Below are 16,162 nucleotides of genomic sequence, written 5' to 3'. Positions count from 1 at the left end.
GCCGGATGGAGCGGGGGATCGGGCGGGCCGAGCGCTCCGGATGCGCGCCGCGGCTGGACGTGTTGGGCTGGAACTGTCCGACGACGGCCGGCTTCCATGAGGAGCGGGCGAGGACCAAGCCCCCTTCGCAGCCCGGCCGTTCGAGTGCGCTCACCAGCGCCGCAGGCGCCTCCGCCCCCCGGACGGCGCTCATCAAGGAATCGGCACGGCCAATCCGAGGTGGAGCCAATGGCTCTCGTGAAGAAAGTCTCCGCAGGAATCGTTGCAGTCGTCGCATCCGGAACGCTGCTCTTCGCCGGCGCCGGCGCGGCCATGGCCGGCGACTCCGGCCACTCGCCGCGGCACACCGCGACGTCGACGGCCTCCGTCGACACCGCGGCGGTCGAGGCTGCGCTCAGGGCCGTCGTGACGGCGTACCCGCAGATCATCGGCAGCCCGCTCTGCCCGGTGACCGGGACCGCCGACGACGTCGGGGCCTGCGTCACCGCCCTCCAGGAGCGGCTGGCCCCGCTGCTCGCCGAACACCCCGAACTCGCCCACCGGATCTCCGCCGCTTCGGTCGCGGAACTGCTGAGCTCCTTCCTCGGCTGCCGCCTGGCGGGAGTCTGACCGGACCGGCCGCCGACGGGCGGACGGGTGGGCACGTTTCCCACGCAGCACGTGCCCCCCGTCCGTCCGCCTGCCCCTGCTCGACACCACCCGACACCCGCCACAACCACCCGCAGCCCCGACACGGCCGCCGGCAGGGCCGCCGACAGGGCCGACTGCGGGTGACGACCTGCACGCGATGCACTGATTCCCCCGCCGGAGGGCACCGCCGCGGGCATCCTGGCGAAGTCGGCCGGGCGCCCGCGCGCTCGGCCTGACGCTTCGCCAGTTCCCTTCGCGGACAGACCGATCGGATCCACCGTCGGCCGTCCCCGAGCCCGAGGGGTTGCCGACCGGGCGGCGGACGGCCGGCGCCCGGGCCGGCCGGGTCAGTCGGCCGCCACCCGGAGGTTGGCGAGCACGCTGCCGTCCTCGGCGACGGCGAGCACCCGGCCGCTGCGGTGCCAGTAGGTGACCGCTCCCCCGAGGCGGCGGACGCCGACCGGGGCGGGGCGTCCGCCGGGGCCGGGAGCCGCCGCGGGGAAGCGGGCGGTCAGGGCCGGGGCCTGGTAGCCGCGGCCGGCGTGGGCGACCAGCGTGCCGGTGCCGTCGCCGTCCGGGTCGGCGACGGTGAGCACCCAGTCGTCGCCGTCCGTCACCGGGGGTGCCACGGCCGCGCCCGCGACGGTGAGCGAGCCCGGCCCTCCGGTGCCGTACCAGCGCAGGGTGGTGCGCCCCGGGTCGGGCTCGGCGGTGGTGAGGATCCGCCCGCCGCCCGCCAGCGCGGTGTGGCCGATGGAGGCGCCGCCCGGCTCCAGCTCCTCGTCGGTCAGCGCCGGGCGGGAGACCAGCCGCCAGCCCGGCAGCTCCCAGGTCCGGCACTCCGTCGTCCCGGCGCCCCACCGGGGCCGGGTCGCCACGACGACGGAGCACTGCGCCGCGGTCCGGGCGGGCACGGTCAGACACCGTTCCTCCGCCTGCGCATGGCCGCCGCCGAGCTCGCGCCAGACGACGGTGGGCCGCGGCGCCGCGGTGTCGAGCACCACGATGCCGCGGCCGTCCACCGCGATCAGGTGGCGGCCGTCGTAGCCGGACAGCGGGCCGGTGGTCTGCAGGGTGGCCCAGGGCCGCACCGTCCGGGTGGCGAGGTCCAGGCGGGCGATCTCGGTGGCCTCGTCGTACTCGGCGACGAGCAGGGCGCTGCCGCCGTGGTCGGCGAGCACCAGCCGGTCGGTCGGGACGTCCCACCGGGCCTTGGTCCGGCCGTCCGGCGTGAGCAGCCGCACGCCTGCGTGGCCGCAGGCGACCAGCAGGGCCCCGGAGCCGAGGACGGCCGCGTCCAGGACCGGGAGGGTTCCGGGCCGGTCCGCGGCGGTGATCTCCAGGGGTGCCCCGGGGTTGCGGCCCGGGCGGACCGGGCTGGGCAGGTCGGCGGCGGCGAGCGGGTCGGCGCGCTTGAGCAGGCGCTCGAAGCGGGCGCGTTCGGTGCCCGAGCCGTCCTGGGTGCCGAAGCCACCGTCGCGGACCGCCGCGCGGGCGGCGGCGGTGGCGAGTTCGCGGTCGACCGCCGGGTCGGCGGCCCGGAGGTCGGCCAGCGCCGTGAGCAGGGCGGCCCGGCCGCCGGTGGTGGCCGGTTCGGCGCCGTCGATCATGCGCCGGGCCCACTCGGCGGTGTCGGCGCCCTCGCCGAGGGCGAGCAGGTGGGCGAGGGCCCGGCCGCCGGTGGGTCCGCCGAGGGCCAGGGCCTCGCGCAGGTCGCCGGCGGCGGAGGGTCGCAGGCTCTCCTCGGGCCAGAGCGCCTCGACGGCGCCGAGCCGGTCGCCGGAGCTGCGGCAGTGCTCGGCCCAGGCCAGCCGCAGCTCGCGGGCGGCCGCCGGGTCCACCGGGCCGAGGCGTTCCACGGCCACGGCGAACACGCCCCGCAGGTGGGCGATGCGTACGGCGTGTTCGCGGTGGCCGGCCCGCCACCGGAGCCGGACCACCAGCTCGGGGTCGAGTTCGCGGCCCTCGGCCAGGTCGGCGGCCTGGGCGGTGCGGCCGTGCCGGTCGAGCAGGGCGACCGCCTCGGCGGGCAGGTGCAGCAGATCGGCGAGGACGAAGGCGGCCTCGTCGATCCGGCCCTCGCGTTCCAGGGCCTCGGCGGCCCGGCGGTAGAGCTCGGTCAGGTGCTGGTGCACGCTGGGGCCGGAGAGCAGCGAGCTGCCTCCGGCGGCGGTGGTACCGGGGCTGGGGCGGAGCGCGCCGGCGCGGCGGGCCGGGAGGCCGAGGCTGAGCCAGGCGGCGCCGTCCGCTCTGCCGGGGCCGGCGAGCTGGATGGCGTCGCGCAGGGCGTCCTCCCAGCGCTGTTCCGCGAAGGCCCGTTCGAGGCGGTGCAGGTAGCGGGCGTGGCGGCCGCGGACCAGGTGGGCGGCGGGGGTGCGCAGGGTGAGTCGGGCGAACAGGCCGCGCAGCAGTGGCGGGCGGGGGCGGCCGGTCCGGCCGGCGGCGCCGGGAGCCGCACCGGGGCGGCGGCCCGGGGCGGAGCCGGTGTGGTCGCCGGTGCCGCCGCCGGGTGCGCCCGCGGCCCGTCCGCGGGTGCGCAGGACCCAGGCGGCGAGCACCAGGGCGATGGCGGAGGCCAGCAGCAGCCGGGAGCCGGACGCCTGCGGTCCGCCGTACACGGCGCGCACCGCGATGACCGCCAGGCCTGCCCAGACCACGACGAAGCCGAGGAGGGTGGCGACGAGCACCAGGGCGACCCGCAGGAGGTGCAGCGCGGCCAGCAGCAGCCCGCCGAGGCGGGCGAGGGGCCGTCGGCGGGAGGTGCCGCGGGGGCGCATCGTCCGGCCGGTCGCCGAGGCGCTGCGCGGGAGCAGGGGGCCGCGCCGGGCGGAGCGGCGGCGCCGGGCCGGTCGGATCGGGGTGTCGCCGGACGCCCGCGCTTGGGTCCTGTGCCGGCCGAGGCGCGGCAGGGGGAGCGCCGGCAGCCGGTCGAGCAGGCGGGGGCGGCCGGTCTCGCCGAGCAGGCGCCCGGCGGTCCGTGAGCGGGCGCCGAGGCCGGCCGCGGCGCGCAGGTCGGGGGCCCCGCGGACCGCGAGGTCGTCGAGGACGCGGTCGGGGGCCGGCGGGGTGCCGACCGCGCCGAGTCGGTGCACGGCGAGGCCGCCCGGGTCGAGCCAGCCTGCCGGGTCGATCAGGGGGAGGCCGGCGATCGGGTGGGCGGCGGTGTGGCCGCCGGTGGTGAGCAGCAGGTGTCCGGCGGGCGCGTCGGTGGCGTCGGTGCCGAGGGCCACCAGGGCGCCCGCGGTGCGGCGCAGCGGCAGGCCGGGGGCCCGGTCGGCGCGGACGGCGGTGGGCGCGGCCAGGGTGAGCAGCCAGCGTCCGTCGGGCAGTCGGCGAAGGTCGGCGCCGTCCCGCCAGTGGTCCAGGACGCGGGCGGCGGCCTCGGCGGGACCGGTGACGGGGGTGTCGAGGACGAAGCCGGCGGCGTCGACGGTGCCGCGGAAGGCCCCGGGGGCGGGGGCGGTCCGGTCGGGGGCGGTCCGGTCGGGGGCGGTCCGGTCGGGGGCGGGCGGGAGTGCCCCGGTGGTGCTCACTGCTCGCTCCCGACGACGTAGTGGATCCGGCCGGTGCCCGCGTGGCCGACCACGATGCGGTCGGGGCCGGTGGGGACGGCGATCAGCGGCTCGGTGGGGTGGAGGGCCGGGCGGCCGGTGGCGCTGCCGAAGCGGCTGAGGGTGCGCCGGCCGGTGGAGCGGGCCTGGCGCACCGTCCGGTCCTTGCGGCTGAGGGTGATCAGGGCGGCGCCGTCGATGTCGTGGATCGGGCCGAGAACGTCGGCCTTCTCCCTGAGGGTGACGGTCTGCCGCCTGCCGTTGCGGTCGTGCAGCTCCCAGCGGTGGCCGTCCGTGCTCCAGGCGACGGCGCCGGCGCCGTGCAGCACGTGGCGGGCGCCCCGGGCCTCGGGCGGTACGGTGCCGGGGTGCAGGCGGGTGTCCCGGGCGCCCTCGTAGGGCACGTCCGCCGGGTGGGGGCCGCCCTCGGGGCCGACCGGGCCGTCCTCGCGGGGGACGCCGTCCGGGCCGATCCGCCACCAGAACCCGCCGACCGGCAGGCGCAGGTCGCGGCCGTCGACCAGCAGCGGCAGCACGGGCTCGGAGAGCAGCGCGTCCAGTGCGGCCCGGTCGAGGCCGAACGCGGCGGAGTCCCCCACCACGTACTCGCCGCGCTCGCAGAAGCGGCGGCCGCTGACGTACGGGACGAGCTGGCGGCCCCAGGTGCACAGGACGATCAGGCGGCGGCCGTTGCGCCCGGCGGCGAGGGCGGGGCCGGGCAGGTCGTGGCGGCGGGCCCGGATCGTGGTGACGTGCCGTTCGTCGGTGCCGGGAAGTCGGACGGCGAGGAGGGTCCAGGGGTCGTGTCCGCGGGCGAGCAGGGTGCGGGACGCGGTGGTGAAGACGGGCAGTTCGGCGGTGCTCACTCCGGTGGGCCACGTGCTCCGGGCCGGGGCGGCCCGGCGGAACCCGGCGCCGCGCAGGGCCCGGACGGCGATCTCGGTGGCGGGCAGCGCGAGCCGGGCGGTGACGGGGGCGGTGGTGCCGGTGGTGATGCGGAGGTCGACGCAGGTGGCGCCGGTGTCGTCCCACTGCGCCGGGCGGGCGGTCAGGGCCCGGGTGCCGGCGGGGAGCCGGGTGGCGAGGTGGTCGGAGGTGAGGATCCAGACCCGGTCGGCGGCGTCGAGGTCCCGGCAGGCGCGTTGCACGTCCTCGGGTGTGGGGTCGGTGCGGCGGCGGGCCTCCAGCCAGTCCGGGAGCAGTTCGGCGAGGTCGCCGGGGAGCCAGGTGCCGACGAGGTCGCCGAGGATGCCGACGCGCAGTTCGGTGCCGCGGGCGGCGGCCCGGCGGTGCAGGACGAGCAGGGCGGCGAGGTGGACGAGCCGGGCGGCGCCGGCCTGGCCGGGGCCGGTGTCGGCCAGCACGACGATCCGGCCGGTCGGCACGGGGGTGGTGAACTCGGGTGCGAGGTGGAGGAGTTCGCGATCCACCAGGCGGCGCAGGAACTCGTCGGGGAACTCGTCGGCGAGCAGCCATTCGGAGGGCAGCAGCTGGTCCGGGCGGCCGGTGCGGGCGAGCGAGCCGTAGCCGTCCGGAATGCCCGCAGTGCGGGCGGCGGGCTCGTGCTCGGCGACGAGGGCGTCCAGGCGGCGCAGCAGCGGGCCCAGGGCGGTGGCGAGTTCGGGGGTGAGGGCGGTGAGGGCGGCCGACCAAGGGGCGAGTGCGGTGGGCAGGGCGGTGCTCATGGGGTGGGGCTCCCGGTGGGCGGCTCGGGGTGCCGCGCGGCGGCCTCCGCCGGACCGGGCTCGGTGGCGGTGGTCACCGGGGCGGCGGGCACGGCGGTCGCCCGGACGGCGGGCGCGGGGCGGAGGAAGCGGTCCAGGGCGGCGGGGTCGATGGCGGGCGGCGGCGGGTCGGCGACCAGGGCGTGGCCGGGGACCAGGGCGCAGAGCAGGCCCGGCCGGGCGCCGAGGGCGGAGCGCCACAGAGCGGGGGCGGCGGGCAGCGGGCGGGCGGTGGTGGGGACGAGCAGGTCGGCGTCGCGCCCGAGGTAGCGCGCGCCGTCGGCCCAGGGCAGCTCGGCCGCGGCGCCCAGGACGAGCAGGGCGGCGTCGTCCGCGAGGACGGCGAGCCGGGCGCCCGCAAGGAGCCGGGTGCGGGTCGCGGCGGCCAGGGCGGGCAGGGCGTCCCCGAGGGCGAGTACCGCGGCGGCCGGCAGCGGCGGTTCGCGGCGCTCCCAGCGCAGCGGGAACGCCGGGGCGGGGGCCGGAGGAACGGCGGACGCAGGAACGGCGGACGCAGGAACGGCGGACGGAGCGGGCGGGGTCGCGGAGGTCACCTCGGGGAGACCGCCGCGACCAGGTCGGCGCGTATCGCGACGAGCGCGGCGGGCAGGTCGTCGGCGTCGAAGCCGGCGTCGATCTCGCGCAGGGCGGCCTCCAGGCGGAGCCGGGAGTCGGGGCCGGCCGGGAGGCCGCCGTGCTCGGCGAGCAGGACGGCGGCGGACTGGGCCAGGCGTTCGGCGCGGGCGCGGGCGCTGCGCGACAGTTCCTCCGCGGCGTGCACCAGGCTGTGGTTGGCGGACTTGGCGATCAGGTCGGCGAGGGTGTCACGGGCGAGCGCCTGGGCGTCGGCGGTGGGGGCGATCAGCGGTAGCACCCACAGGTCGCGGGTGGTGGCGTGGGCGCGGCCGTCCAGGACGGCCGCCGCGGCCACCAGCCGCTGGGAGCGCACCGCCCGGCGGTCGCTGACGGGCACTCCGGCGGCGCGCAGCCGGCGCAGCGCGGTGGCCAGGGCGGGGGTGACCTCGGTGAGGTCGCAGGCCCGGGCCGCGGTGGCGAGCCGGTCGAGCGCGCCGAGCAGGCCGGGGCCGTCCGGCGCCGCGCCGGTCCGCGGCCCGGGCAGGGGCGCGTCGGCCGGGCGGCGGCCCGCCTCCAGGAGCTCCTCCAGCCGGGCGTCGGCGACCGGTTCGACGAACACCCGGGCGAGGAAGCGGTCGCCGAACGCGGCCAGCGCGGGATCGTCCGGCAGGTGGTTGGTTGCGCCGACGCAGACCCGCAGCGGGCTGGCGAACTCGGTCGCGCCGCGGCGGAAGACCCGCTCGTTGAGCAGCCCGAGCAGGGTGTTGAGGACGGCGGTGGAGCCGAGGAACACCTCGTCGAGGAAGGCGATGTCGGCCTCGGGCAGCATGCCGGTGGTCTCGAACTCGACACGGCCCTCCCGCAGGCGGCGCAGGTCGACGGGACCGAACAGCTCGTTGGGCTCGGTGAACCGGCCGAGCAGGTACTCGAAGTAGCGCCCGCCCAGCCGGTCGGCGACCCGCCGGACCGCCTCGGACTTCGCCGTACCCGGTGCACCGACGACCAGCAGGTGCTCGCCGGCCACTGCGCACAGCGCCACGACCTCGGCGATGCTCTCGCGCTCGACCAGGCCCCGGCCCGCGGCGGCGACGGCGGCGGCCACGCGTTCCGCGTCGCCCGCGGCGGTGGCGGTGGCGGCGGTGGCGGCGGTGGCGGCGGTGGCGGCGGCCGCTCCCGGCACCGGCCGGGGCGCGGTCGCGGGGTACGACGGCGCGTGCGCGGCGTCGTACGGGGTCGCGGGGTCCTGCGGGGTCGCGGGGTCCTGCGGGGCGGAAGCGGCGGGAGTGTCGGTCACGAGCACCGGAGTCTACGGAACGCACTCGCGCCCCCACCATCAAATTCCCCGCGCACACGGCCGGTCGGCGGCGCGGGACCTGACGGCGGCCCACCGGCGCCCTGCGTCACAGCACGGCGAACAGGCCCTTCAGCGGCGCCGGCACCCGGTCGGTCTCCAGCGCCTCGGCCAGCAGCCGCCCGTAGCGGATCTTGCGGCCCTTCTTCGTCCCGAGGAAGCGCCGCAGCCGCTGCTCCGCGGACCGGCTCTGCTGCGCGGGCTGCCGTCCGAAGATCTGCCAGGCCGGGAGGTCGCCCTCCGCCCGCACGATCTCCACGACGCGCGCCACCCCCAGCGCACGGATGAACTCCTCCTCCAGATCGGCGGAGCAGACGAAGAGTCCGTCGCCCGGCGTGCCGGCCCGCGCCAGGCCGCGGTCGTAGTAGCCCTGCTCGCCCGCGTCGCAGAGGCCGATCAGGCGCAGGCCCAGTCCGTGCGGCCCGAGCAGCCCGGCCCAGCGGCCGATGTTCATCGCACCGCCGATGGACAGCACGCACACCCCTGCGCCCGCGAGGTCCCGGCCCGCCCGCTCGGCCAGCGCCTCGACCGCCGCGAGGTCGCTCGGCCCCTCCACCAGGACGGCGGTGTGCAGGCCGAGCAACCCTGCCAGCTCCGCCGCGTCGCCGCCGGGGCCGCCCGCCGCCCAGCCGCCCACTGCTTCCCGAAACGCGTTCATGTCCGCCATGCCGCGATTCTGCTCCTGTTCCGGCGGCCGCCACACCGGTTTTCCGTCCGCGTCACCCCGACCCCACCCGGGCACCGTACGGACCGGGCGGGCGCAGGGCCGGCGCGCGCCGGGCGGGCCGTCACCGGCTCTCGGCGGGCAGACGCGGCGGGTTGTTCGGCGTTTTTGTTCAATGTCCGAGCCCCGACCCCGAACAACCCCGGTGCGCTACATCTGGAACACGCGCCCCAGTGGCCCGCGCCCCGCCGGGCCGGCGCTGAGCCGCAGCACCAGTGTCCCGCCCGTCCGTACCGAGGGGCGGCCGAAGGTCGGGAGAGAGCGCCGTATGACCACGCTGCACCTGGGTAACAACCGCACCGAGGAGATGGTCGGCGACCTCTCCGGGATGTCCCCCCTGGAGCTGGGCTTCGCCGGCTGCGGCGCCCAGCGGATGCTCTGGTTCGCCGAGGACGGCGACGTCGTGGTGCTCCCCTGGGGTCCGGACCCCGACTACCTGGCGTACGTCACGGGGCTGACCGGCACCCGGCCGGAGCGGCTGGCCTTCGTGGTGCCGCCGCCCGGCCCGCAGGGCTCCGAGGTGCTCACCCCGGACCGGCTGGCCGACCCGGGGTTCCGGGACGAGCTGCGCCGGGCGCTGGACGGGCGCCCGCTGGACCGGGTGCTGGCCATCGCGCCCAACGCCTCCGTGGTGGAGCTGGCCGCGGCGCTCGGCGCCGAGCAGGCCGTGCCCGGGTACGCCTTCGCCGCGCAGGGCGGGTTGGCGCTGGTCAACAGCAAGGCCGCGTTCCGGGCGCTGGCGGCGGGCGCCGGGGTCCCGATCGCGCCGGGCACGGTGGCGACCTCCCCGGTCGAGGTCGAGGCCGCGGCCGAGGCGCTGCTCGCGGCCGGACACAGCGTGATGCTCAAGGTCGAGTACCAGGCCGGCGGGTTCGGCAACGAGGTCCTGGTGCGCGGGGAGCCGATCGACTCGGCGGCCGGCGCCCAGCGCACGGTGCGGCTGGCCGACCGCGCGGAGGTGGCCGGCTACGTGGCCGAGCGCTGGCCGTGGCTGACCGGCGGGCGGGCCCAGCGGGTCGTGGTGGAGCGGTACTTCGCCGACGCGGCGCCGCTGTACGCGGAGTTCCTGATCGGCGAGCACGGGTCGGTGCTGTCCGGCTGCGGGGAGATGCTGATGGACCCGGTGGTGGTCGGCGAGATCACGCCGCCGGTCACCCCCGACGCCCGGACGATCGCCGAACTGGTGGACCGGGCCGCCCGGTTGTGCGAGTCGCTGCGGGTGATCGGCTACCGCGGCACGCTCAGCGCGGACGCCTTCCTGACCCCCGGCGGCGAGCTGTACTTCTGCGAGACCAACGGCCGGCTGACCGGCTCGACCCATCTGCACGACGCCCTGTTCGCGCGGCTGGTGGGCGCCGAGCGGCGTGCCGAGCGGGTGATCCTGGAGCTGGCGGGCCTGAAGGTGCCGACCTTCCCCGAGGCGGTGGAGGCCGTCACCGCGGCCGGGCTGGCGTTCGACCCGACGAGCGCGACCGGGGTGGTGTTCAGCTGCGACTTCGCCCGGGCGGACGGTTCGGTGATGTACTGCGTGATCGCCGGGTCGGCCGAGGAGGCTCGGGCCCAGGAGGGCCGGCTGCGCGCCCTGTTCGGCGGCTGAGGTGCTCGCCGCGGTGATCCACCGCTACGGCGGGCCCGAGGAGTTCGCCCTGGCGGAGCTGCCGGAGCCGGTCCCGGGCCCCGGCCGGTGCCTGCTGGACGTCACCCTGGCCGGGATCAACTACGCCGATCTGCACTGCCGCCGGGGCGAGTACCTGGCGCTGCCGCTGCCCGCCGTGCTGGGGGCCGACGTGGTCGGGCGCCGCCGCCGGGACGGCCGCCGGGTGGTCGCCCTGCTGCGCGGGGGCGGCGGCTACGCCCAGGTCGCCTGCGTGGAGGAGGCGTTCGCGGTCGAGGTGCCGGACGGTCTGGCGGACGCGCAGGCGCTGGCGCTGCTGGAGCAGGGCGCCACCGCGCACGGTGCGCTGGTCGCCCTGGGCCGGCTGCGGGCCGGCGAGAGCGTCGCGGTGACCGCGGCGGCCGGCGGGGTGGGGCACCTGGCGGTGCAACTGGCCCGCGCGGCGGGCGCCGGACGGGTGGTGGGCCTGGCCTCCACCCCGGCCAAGCGGGCGTTCGTCCGCTCGCTCGGCGCGGACCAGGCGCTGGACCCGGCCGATCCCCGGCTGGCGGAGCGGCTGGCCGCCGCGGGCGGGGTCGACCTCTTCCTGGACTCGCTGGGCGGTTCCTGGCTGCGGACCGGCCTCGCCGCGCTGGCGCCGTTCGGCCGGGTGGTCAGTGTGGGCGCCCGCGGCGCGGCGGAGGTCCCGTTCACGGCCGACGAGCTCGCGGACGGCTCGGTCGGGGTGCTCGGCTTCTGGCTGCAGCACGTCCTGGCGGACCGGGCGCTGTTCACCGGCATCGCGGACACGCTGTTCCGGCTCGCCCTGGAGGGGCGGCTGACGGCCCGGATCGACCGCACCGTGCCGCTGTCCGGCCTCGCCGGCGCGCACCGCGCCCTGGCCGGACGGGAGACGGCGGGCAAGGTGCTGGTCGACGTTCGGCGCACCGGCTGAGCGGACCGCGCGGCCCGCAGCCGCTGGTCGACGTGCGGCGCACCGCCTGACCCGACCGCGCGGCCCGCAGGCGCGCCCTGACCTGCGCACCCCGCCGTGGTCAGTAGCCGGCCACCTCGTCCAGGCCGTACCCGCGCAGCGGCACCAGGAAGCTGCGTTCGAAGACCACCACCGCCTCGCCGGTCGACTTGGTGCCCGTGGTGCGGCAGTTGACGATGCCCTGGCCCTCACGACTCTTGGAGAGCCGCTTGGCCAGCGTCTCGGTCTGCGCGTACAGGGTGTCGCCGGTGAACACCGGGTGGGTCATCCGGATGTTCTCCCAGCCCAGGTTGGCGATGGTGCGCCCGCTGGTGGAGCGGGCGGTCATCCCGCCGACGATGCTGAGCGTCACCAGGCTGGAGACGATGGGCCGGCCCCACGGCGTGTGCGCGCTGTACGCGGCGTCGATGTGCAGCGGGGCGTCGTTCATGCTGAGCATGCTCATCAGCACGTTGTCGAGTTCGGTGACCGTGCGGCCGGGCCGGTGCTCGACCACCTCGCCGACGGTGAACTCCTCGTAGTACCGGCCCACCACCTCGCGGTAGCGGCCGGCACCGATCCGCCGGTAGCCGACGGGTTCGTCCATGGTGTGCTCTCCTGCTCGCAGTGTTCCTCGGTCCGGGCGCGGTCGGTGCCGCCGGGTCAGCGCAGGTCGGCGGTCAGCTCCCGGACGTGGCCCGCGAAATCGGTGATCAGCCGGTCGTCCATGTCGGCGCGCATCATCAGCCGCAGCCCGGCCTCGCCCTTGGGCACGATCGGGAAGAACACCGCCGAGCTGTAGTAGCCGCGCTCGAAGAGCTGCGCGGAGAGTTCGACCGCCCGGTCGGCGTCGCCGACGTCGATCCGGCGCACCGGCAGCCCGTTCCCGGCGAAGGTGGTGGGCAGCAGCTCGTCGAACAGGTCGATGTTGTGCTGCAACCGGGCCTGGAGGTCCTTCAGTTCGGGCGAGCGGTGGATCGCGGCGCTGCCCAGCGAGGCGCCGACCAGCGGCAGCGCCATGTTCTGCGACCAGCCGACCGGGCCGGCGTGCCGGTGCAGGAACTCGAACTGCTCGCGGCTGCCCAGCATCGCCACCCCGCCGCCGGTGCCGAAGCCCTTGCCGAGGCTGGCCACGATCACCGTCAGCTCGTTCATCTCCAGCCGGGAGCGGACGAAGCCCTCACCGCGGTCACCCATGATGGAGAGCGAGTGGGAGTCGTCGATGTAGAGGAACAGGCCGTAGCGGTCCTGGAGTTCGAGCAGCCCGTCGAGCGCCGCCGCACCGCCCATCGAGTACGCCCCGTCGGCCACGTAGGCGACCCGGGGGTACGTGCGGCAGAGGTCCTCCAGGTAGTTCAGGTCGTTGTGCGGGCAGTTGAGCACCAGCGCCTCGTCGGCGCAGATCGGCTTCACGTAGGCCATGCAGAAGTGGCAGAAGCGGTCGAAGACCATCACGCGGGGCTCGCCGCTGCCGCCGAGGTGCCCGGAGGCGACCAGCGGCAGGATGCCCGCGGTGAGCGAGGTACAGGAGGCGCCGGGCAGGATGTGCGCGCCGAACAGCTCGCCCAGCTCCTCCTCCAGCCGCACCAGCAGGTTGTGCCGGATCCGGGTGGTGGAGGTGACCAGCCAGGTGCTGCGGGACTCCGCGAGGGCGTCCACCGCGCCGGCCGCCACGCTCGGGTGGTTGTTCAGGCCCAGGTAGGCGCAGGACACCATGTTGGCGAACTCGTGGCCGGTCTCCCGGACGATCAGCCGGTTGTTGGACTCCGAGTCCACCGTGATGCCGATCAGACCGTGCTCGCCGGCCGCCCGCCACACCGGGTCGGCGGTGGCGAGCATCGTCTCGGCGTTGCGGTACCGGCGCGGGCCGGCGATCTCCGGGGACTCCTGCGGGCTGGTCATGAGCGCTCCTTGTCGGTGGGGGCGGGCGTACGGTCCGGGGACCGGGGCGGCACGTCGCCCGGTGTGCGGTCGGTGCCGAACTGCTCGATCAGCCGCTGGGAGGCCTGGAAGAACGGCATCCCGACCATCACGCCGTCCACCACGGTGACCGACTGGCCGGTCGCCATCCCGGCCTCGACCACCCGGCGGGCGCGTTCCAGCAGCCGGTCGTCCGGGGTGAACGCCTCGTTGATGTACGGCAGTTGCCGCGGGTGTACGGCGATCTTGCCGCTGAAGCCGAAGTCCCGGGCGAGGGCCGCCTCGCGGCGCAGCCCGTCCAGGTCGGCGACCTCGAACAGCGGGGCGTCCATGGCCTCCACCCCGGCGGCGCGGGCCGCGTTGACGACCCGGGCCCGGGCGGGTGCCAGGGCCTCCCAGCAGAGCCGGGCGCCCACGGCGAAGGCGTAGTCGGCGGAGCCGAACACCAGGCCGCGCAGCCGGTGGCCGGCCGCGGCGATGGCGGCGGCGTTCTCGATGCCGCGCGGGGTCTCCACGACGGCCAGGAACTCCGTTTCCGGGCAGTCCGCGGCCAGCGCACCGGCCACGATCTCGATATCCCGGGCCGATTCGGCCATCGGGATCAGCACCAGGTCGGGCTTGACCGGGTAGCGGGTCAGCGCCACCAGGTCGCGCAGCCCGTCCGGCCCGGCCACGGTGTTGATCCGCACCGCGCTGCGGGCCAGTTTGGTGCTGGGCAGGGTGAAGAAGTCCTCGGCGAGCCGCCGGGCCTCCTCCTTGCGGGCCGGCGGGACGGAGTCCTCCAGGTCGACCATGGCGATGTCGGCACCCGAGCCGTGGCTCTTGGCGTACCGCTCGACCGCCAGCGCCGGCGTGGAGAGCAGGGAACGACAGTTGTGCGTGTACTTCATGGGGATGCTCCGAAGTCTGCGATCTCCGAAGGCCGGACCGGACGGCCCGGCTCCCGGTTCTATCCCAAGGGCTTTGTTCGGCGCCGAGCGGCTGGACATTGAACACCAACTCGGAACAACCGCCTCCGTCGCACGATTGTTTGACGCCAACTGTCCTGCGCATGATGAATCTTGGGGATGCGGATGCGACGCCTTTCGGGAGGCCTCGTCGAAACCAACGGAGAAGGGAAGCGCTGTGCCGCGTCGAGAGAGTCCACTGGACCAGGGGGACGGGCCGCTGCTGCGGTTCGCGGGCGACCTCAGGGCGCTCAGGGAACGGGCCGGCTCACCGCCGTACCGTCAACTGGCCGTCCGGGCCCACTGCTCGGCGGCCAGCCTCTCGGTCGCCGCCGGCGGGCGCCGGCTGCCCAGCCTGGCCGTCACCCTCGCCTACGTGCAGGCCTGCGGCGGCGACGTGCGCGAATGGCAGCACCGCTGGCAACTGCTCGCCGCCGAACTGACCGCCGACAACGCCGCCCGGCGCCGCGTCCAGGACGCCGGCCGCGCGCCCTACCCGGGCGCGGCGGCCTACGAGGCGGCCGACGCCGAGCGCTTCTTCGGCCGCGAGGCCCTGCTCGACCGGCTGGTCGCCCTGCTCGCCGAACGCCGGGTGGTCCTGCTCACCGGCGCCTCCGGGGCGGGCAAGTCCTCCCTGGTCCGCGCCGGACTGCTGGCCCGGCTCGCCGCCCGGCCGGACGGCGGACCGGTCGCCCTGCTCACTCCCGGCGAACGGCCCGTCGAGGCGTACGAGGTCGCGCTCGCCCGCCTGCGCACCCAGCCCGCGGCGGGACGCGGCGAACCCGTCCTCATCGTCGACCAGGCCGAGGAACTGCGCACCCGCTGTCGCAGCACCGCCGAACGCGAACGGTTCCTGGACGCCCTGGCCGCCGGCGCCGGAACCACCCGGGTGGTGCTGGTGGTGCGCTCCGACCACGAGGCGCTGGTCGCGGGTCACCCCGGGTTCTGCGAGGCGGGCCGCCCGGCCCGGCTCGCCGTCGGCCACCCGGCACCCGAGGAGCTGCGCCGGGCCATCACCGAACCGGCGCTACGGGCCGGCTGTACCGTCGAGGGCGCCCTCCTCGCCGTCCTGATCTCCGCGGCCGCCCAGCAGCCGGGCGCGCTGCCGCTGGTGTCCGCCGCCCTGCTGGAGACCTGGCGCCGGCGCAGCGGGAACGCCCTGACGCTGGCCGGCTTCCAGGCCACCGGGGGCTTCGAGGGCACCCTCGCCCGGACCGCCGAGGCGGTGTACGGCGGGCTGGGCAGGCAGGACCGCGAACGGGCCCGCGCGGTCTTCGTCCGCCTGGGCGGGGAGTTCCGGACCGGGTCCGGGCTGCGGCTCGCGGCGGACCTCCGCACCGCGGACCTTCGGGCCCCGGGCCTCCGTGCCTCCGAGCCCCACCACTCCGGACTCCACCACTCCGGACCCCACGGCCCCGGACTCCGGGCCGCCGAGCAGTCGGCCTCCGGGCCACGGGCGTCCGGCCCCGACGGGGGCGACTTCCGGTGGGCGCTCTCCGCGGCCGGCCCGGACGGCGCCCCCGGCGGGCCGGTGGCGCGACTGGAGTTCGTCGACCCGGGCATGTCCGCCGTACTGGAACGCCTGGCCCGCGCCCGGCTGGTGGTCCTCGACCGGGACACCGTCGAACTCGCCCACCACGCCCTCGCCCAGTCCTGGCCCCGGCTGCGCGGCTGGCTCGCCGAGTCCGGCGACACCCCGCCCGCACAGCGCCGCTTCACCGACGCGGCCCGCAGCTGGGCCGCCACCGGACGCGACCCCGAACTCCTGCCCCGCGGCACCCGGCTGGCCCAGCTCCGGCGCCGCGTCACCAACGGCGAACTGGCCGCCCCGGACGGCGTGGAACGGGCGTTCCTGGAGGCCGCCGCCCTCGCCGACGCGGCCGACCGGCGCCGCACCCGCCGCCAGCGCCTCGCCGTCGCCACTTTGGCCGCCGCAGGCGGAGCCCTGCTGACCCTCGCCGGCGGGGAGCGGATCCGCCGGGTGCGGCACGGCTGACGGCCGCACCCGGGAGGCGCCCGGACGGTTGATTGATCACCGTCGGGCGCCCGGGAGTTGAACAATCCGGCGGTCGTCCGCCGGCCGGTGGAGGAGGGCGATCACCCGCTTGCGCGCCCGTCTGGGGCCCGGGTAGCTTGGCGATCGCCCCCGGTTGTCGTGATCGTGAACCTCCG

At 77.0% G+C, this 16,162-nt stretch carries 12 protein-coding genes; 4 read left to right on the top strand and 8 right to left on the bottom strand.

The window, feature by feature from the left end; genetic code table 11:
• Positions 1-228 precede the first annotated feature (228 nt).
• Positions 229-609: a hypothetical protein gene (locus tag ACWGB8_RS16225; RefSeq protein WP_452214122.1), complete on the top strand. Its 381-nt coding sequence runs from the start codon at positions 229-231 to the stop codon at positions 607-609.
• A gap of 368 nt (positions 610-977) precedes the next feature.
• Here ACWGB8_RS16225 and ACWGB8_RS16220 read toward each other — a convergent pair whose 3' ends face one another.
• The 5 genes from ACWGB8_RS16220 to ACWGB8_RS16200 all read right to left on the bottom strand — a co-directional run bounded on the left by ACWGB8_RS16220 (position 978) and on the right by ACWGB8_RS16200 (position 8,499).
• Complete coding sequence (locus tag ACWGB8_RS16220; protein WP_452214121.1) at positions 978-4,163, bottom strand: bpX6 domain-containing protein; 3,186 nt, start codon at positions 4,161-4,163, stop codon at positions 978-980.
• Positions 4,160-5,866 carry a hypothetical protein gene (locus tag ACWGB8_RS16215; protein WP_452214120.1) on the bottom strand — a complete coding sequence of 569 codons (1,707 nt, stop codon included), beginning with the start codon at positions 5,864-5,866 and terminating at the stop codon, positions 4,160-4,162. Before ACWGB8_RS16215 ends, ACWGB8_RS16220 begins: the two co-directional genes overlap by 4 nt.
• Positions 5,863-6,459, bottom strand: coding sequence for a bpX5 domain-containing protein (locus tag ACWGB8_RS16210; RefSeq protein ID WP_452214119.1), 597 nt, complete (start codon positions 6,457-6,459; stop codon positions 5,863-5,865). Before ACWGB8_RS16210 ends, ACWGB8_RS16215 begins: the two co-directional genes overlap by 4 nt.
• The gene (locus ACWGB8_RS16205) at positions 6,456-7,775 is read right to left on the bottom strand and encodes an AAA family ATPase (protein WP_452214118.1); all 1,320 of its coding nucleotides are present in this window, start codon (positions 7,773-7,775) and stop codon (positions 6,456-6,458) included. Before ACWGB8_RS16205 ends, ACWGB8_RS16210 begins: the two co-directional genes overlap by 4 nt.
• A 106-nt stretch (positions 7,776-7,881) precedes the next feature.
• Entirely contained in the window at positions 7,882-8,499 is a 618-nt protein-coding gene (locus ACWGB8_RS16200) for a TOPRIM nucleotidyl transferase/hydrolase domain-containing protein (RefSeq protein ID WP_452214117.1), read from the bottom strand.
• A gap of 325 nt (positions 8,500-8,824) precedes the next feature.
• Between ACWGB8_RS16200 and ACWGB8_RS16195 the strand changes: the two genes are divergently transcribed.
• Both ACWGB8_RS16195 and ACWGB8_RS16190 read left to right on the top strand, forming a co-directional pair.
• Positions 8,825-10,153 (top strand): preATP grasp domain-containing protein, encoded by a 1,329-nt coding sequence (locus tag ACWGB8_RS16195; RefSeq protein ID WP_452214116.1) that lies wholly within the window; start codon positions 8,825-8,827, stop codon positions 10,151-10,153.
• A gap of 13 nt (positions 10,154-10,166) precedes the next feature.
• A complete protein-coding gene (locus ACWGB8_RS16190; protein ID WP_452214115.1) occupies positions 10,167-11,105 on the top strand; it encodes a quinone oxidoreductase family protein in 939 nt (312 codons plus the stop codon).
• 100 nt (positions 11,106-11,205) lie between these two features.
• On the opposite strand, the gene ACWGB8_RS16185 is transcribed toward ACWGB8_RS16190, so the two are convergent.
• The 3 genes from ACWGB8_RS16185 to ACWGB8_RS16175 are packed head-to-tail and all read right to left on the bottom strand — an operon-like array spanning position 11,206 to position 13,933.
• Positions 11,206-11,730: a MaoC family dehydratase gene (locus ACWGB8_RS16185; RefSeq protein WP_452214114.1), complete on the bottom strand. Its 525-nt coding sequence runs from the start codon at positions 11,728-11,730 to the stop codon at positions 11,206-11,208.
• 56 nt (positions 11,731-11,786) lie between these two features.
• The gene (locus tag ACWGB8_RS16180) at positions 11,787-13,025 is read right to left on the bottom strand and encodes an 8-amino-7-oxononanoate synthase family protein (RefSeq protein ID WP_452214113.1); all 1,239 of its coding nucleotides are present in this window, start codon (positions 13,023-13,025) and stop codon (positions 11,787-11,789) included.
• Positions 13,022-13,933: an HpcH/HpaI aldolase/citrate lyase family protein gene (locus tag ACWGB8_RS16175; protein WP_452214112.1), complete on the bottom strand. Its 912-nt coding sequence runs from the start codon at positions 13,931-13,933 to the stop codon at positions 13,022-13,024. The genes ACWGB8_RS16180 and ACWGB8_RS16175 overlap by 4 nt, the downstream gene beginning before the upstream one ends.
• A 235-nt stretch (positions 13,934-14,168) precedes the next feature.
• Here ACWGB8_RS16175 and ACWGB8_RS16170 point away from each other — a divergent pair, with 235 nt between their 5' ends.
• Positions 14,169-15,986, top strand: coding sequence for an nSTAND1 domain-containing NTPase (locus tag ACWGB8_RS16170; protein ID WP_452214111.1), 1,818 nt, complete (start codon positions 14,169-14,171; stop codon positions 15,984-15,986).
• Positions 15,987-16,162: the final 176 nt, after the last annotated feature.

The sequence above is a fragment of the Kitasatospora sp. NPDC054939 genome (assembly GCF_053610105.1).
The sequence above is the reverse complement of the archived record's forward strand: the minus strand, read 5'-3'. Positions and strand labels throughout refer to the sequence as shown.

Coding starts and splice junctions, on each gene's coding strand:
- ACWGB8_RS16225 (WP_452214122.1), top strand. CDS start 229: ATGGCTCTCGTGAAGAAAGTCTCCGCAGGAATCGTTGCAGTCGTCGCA.
- ACWGB8_RS16215 (WP_452214120.1), bottom strand. CDS start 5,866: ATGAGCACCGCCCTGCCCACCGCACTCGCCCCTTGGTCGGCCGCCCTC.
- ACWGB8_RS16200 (WP_452214117.1), bottom strand. CDS start 8,499: ATGGCGGACATGAACGCGTTTCGGGAAGCAGTGGGCGGCTGGGCGGCG.
- ACWGB8_RS16195 (WP_452214116.1), top strand. CDS start 8,825: ATGACCACGCTGCACCTGGGTAACAACCGCACCGAGGAGATGGTCGGC.
- ACWGB8_RS16185 (WP_452214114.1), bottom strand. CDS start 11,730: ATGGACGAACCCGTCGGCTACCGGCGGATCGGTGCCGGCCGCTACCGC.
- ACWGB8_RS16180 (WP_452214113.1), bottom strand. CDS start 13,025: ATGACCAGCCCGCAGGAGTCCCCGGAGATCGCCGGCCCGCGCCGGTAC.
- ACWGB8_RS16175 (WP_452214112.1), bottom strand. CDS start 13,933: ATGAAGTACACGCACAACTGTCGTTCCCTGCTCTCCACGCCGGCGCTG.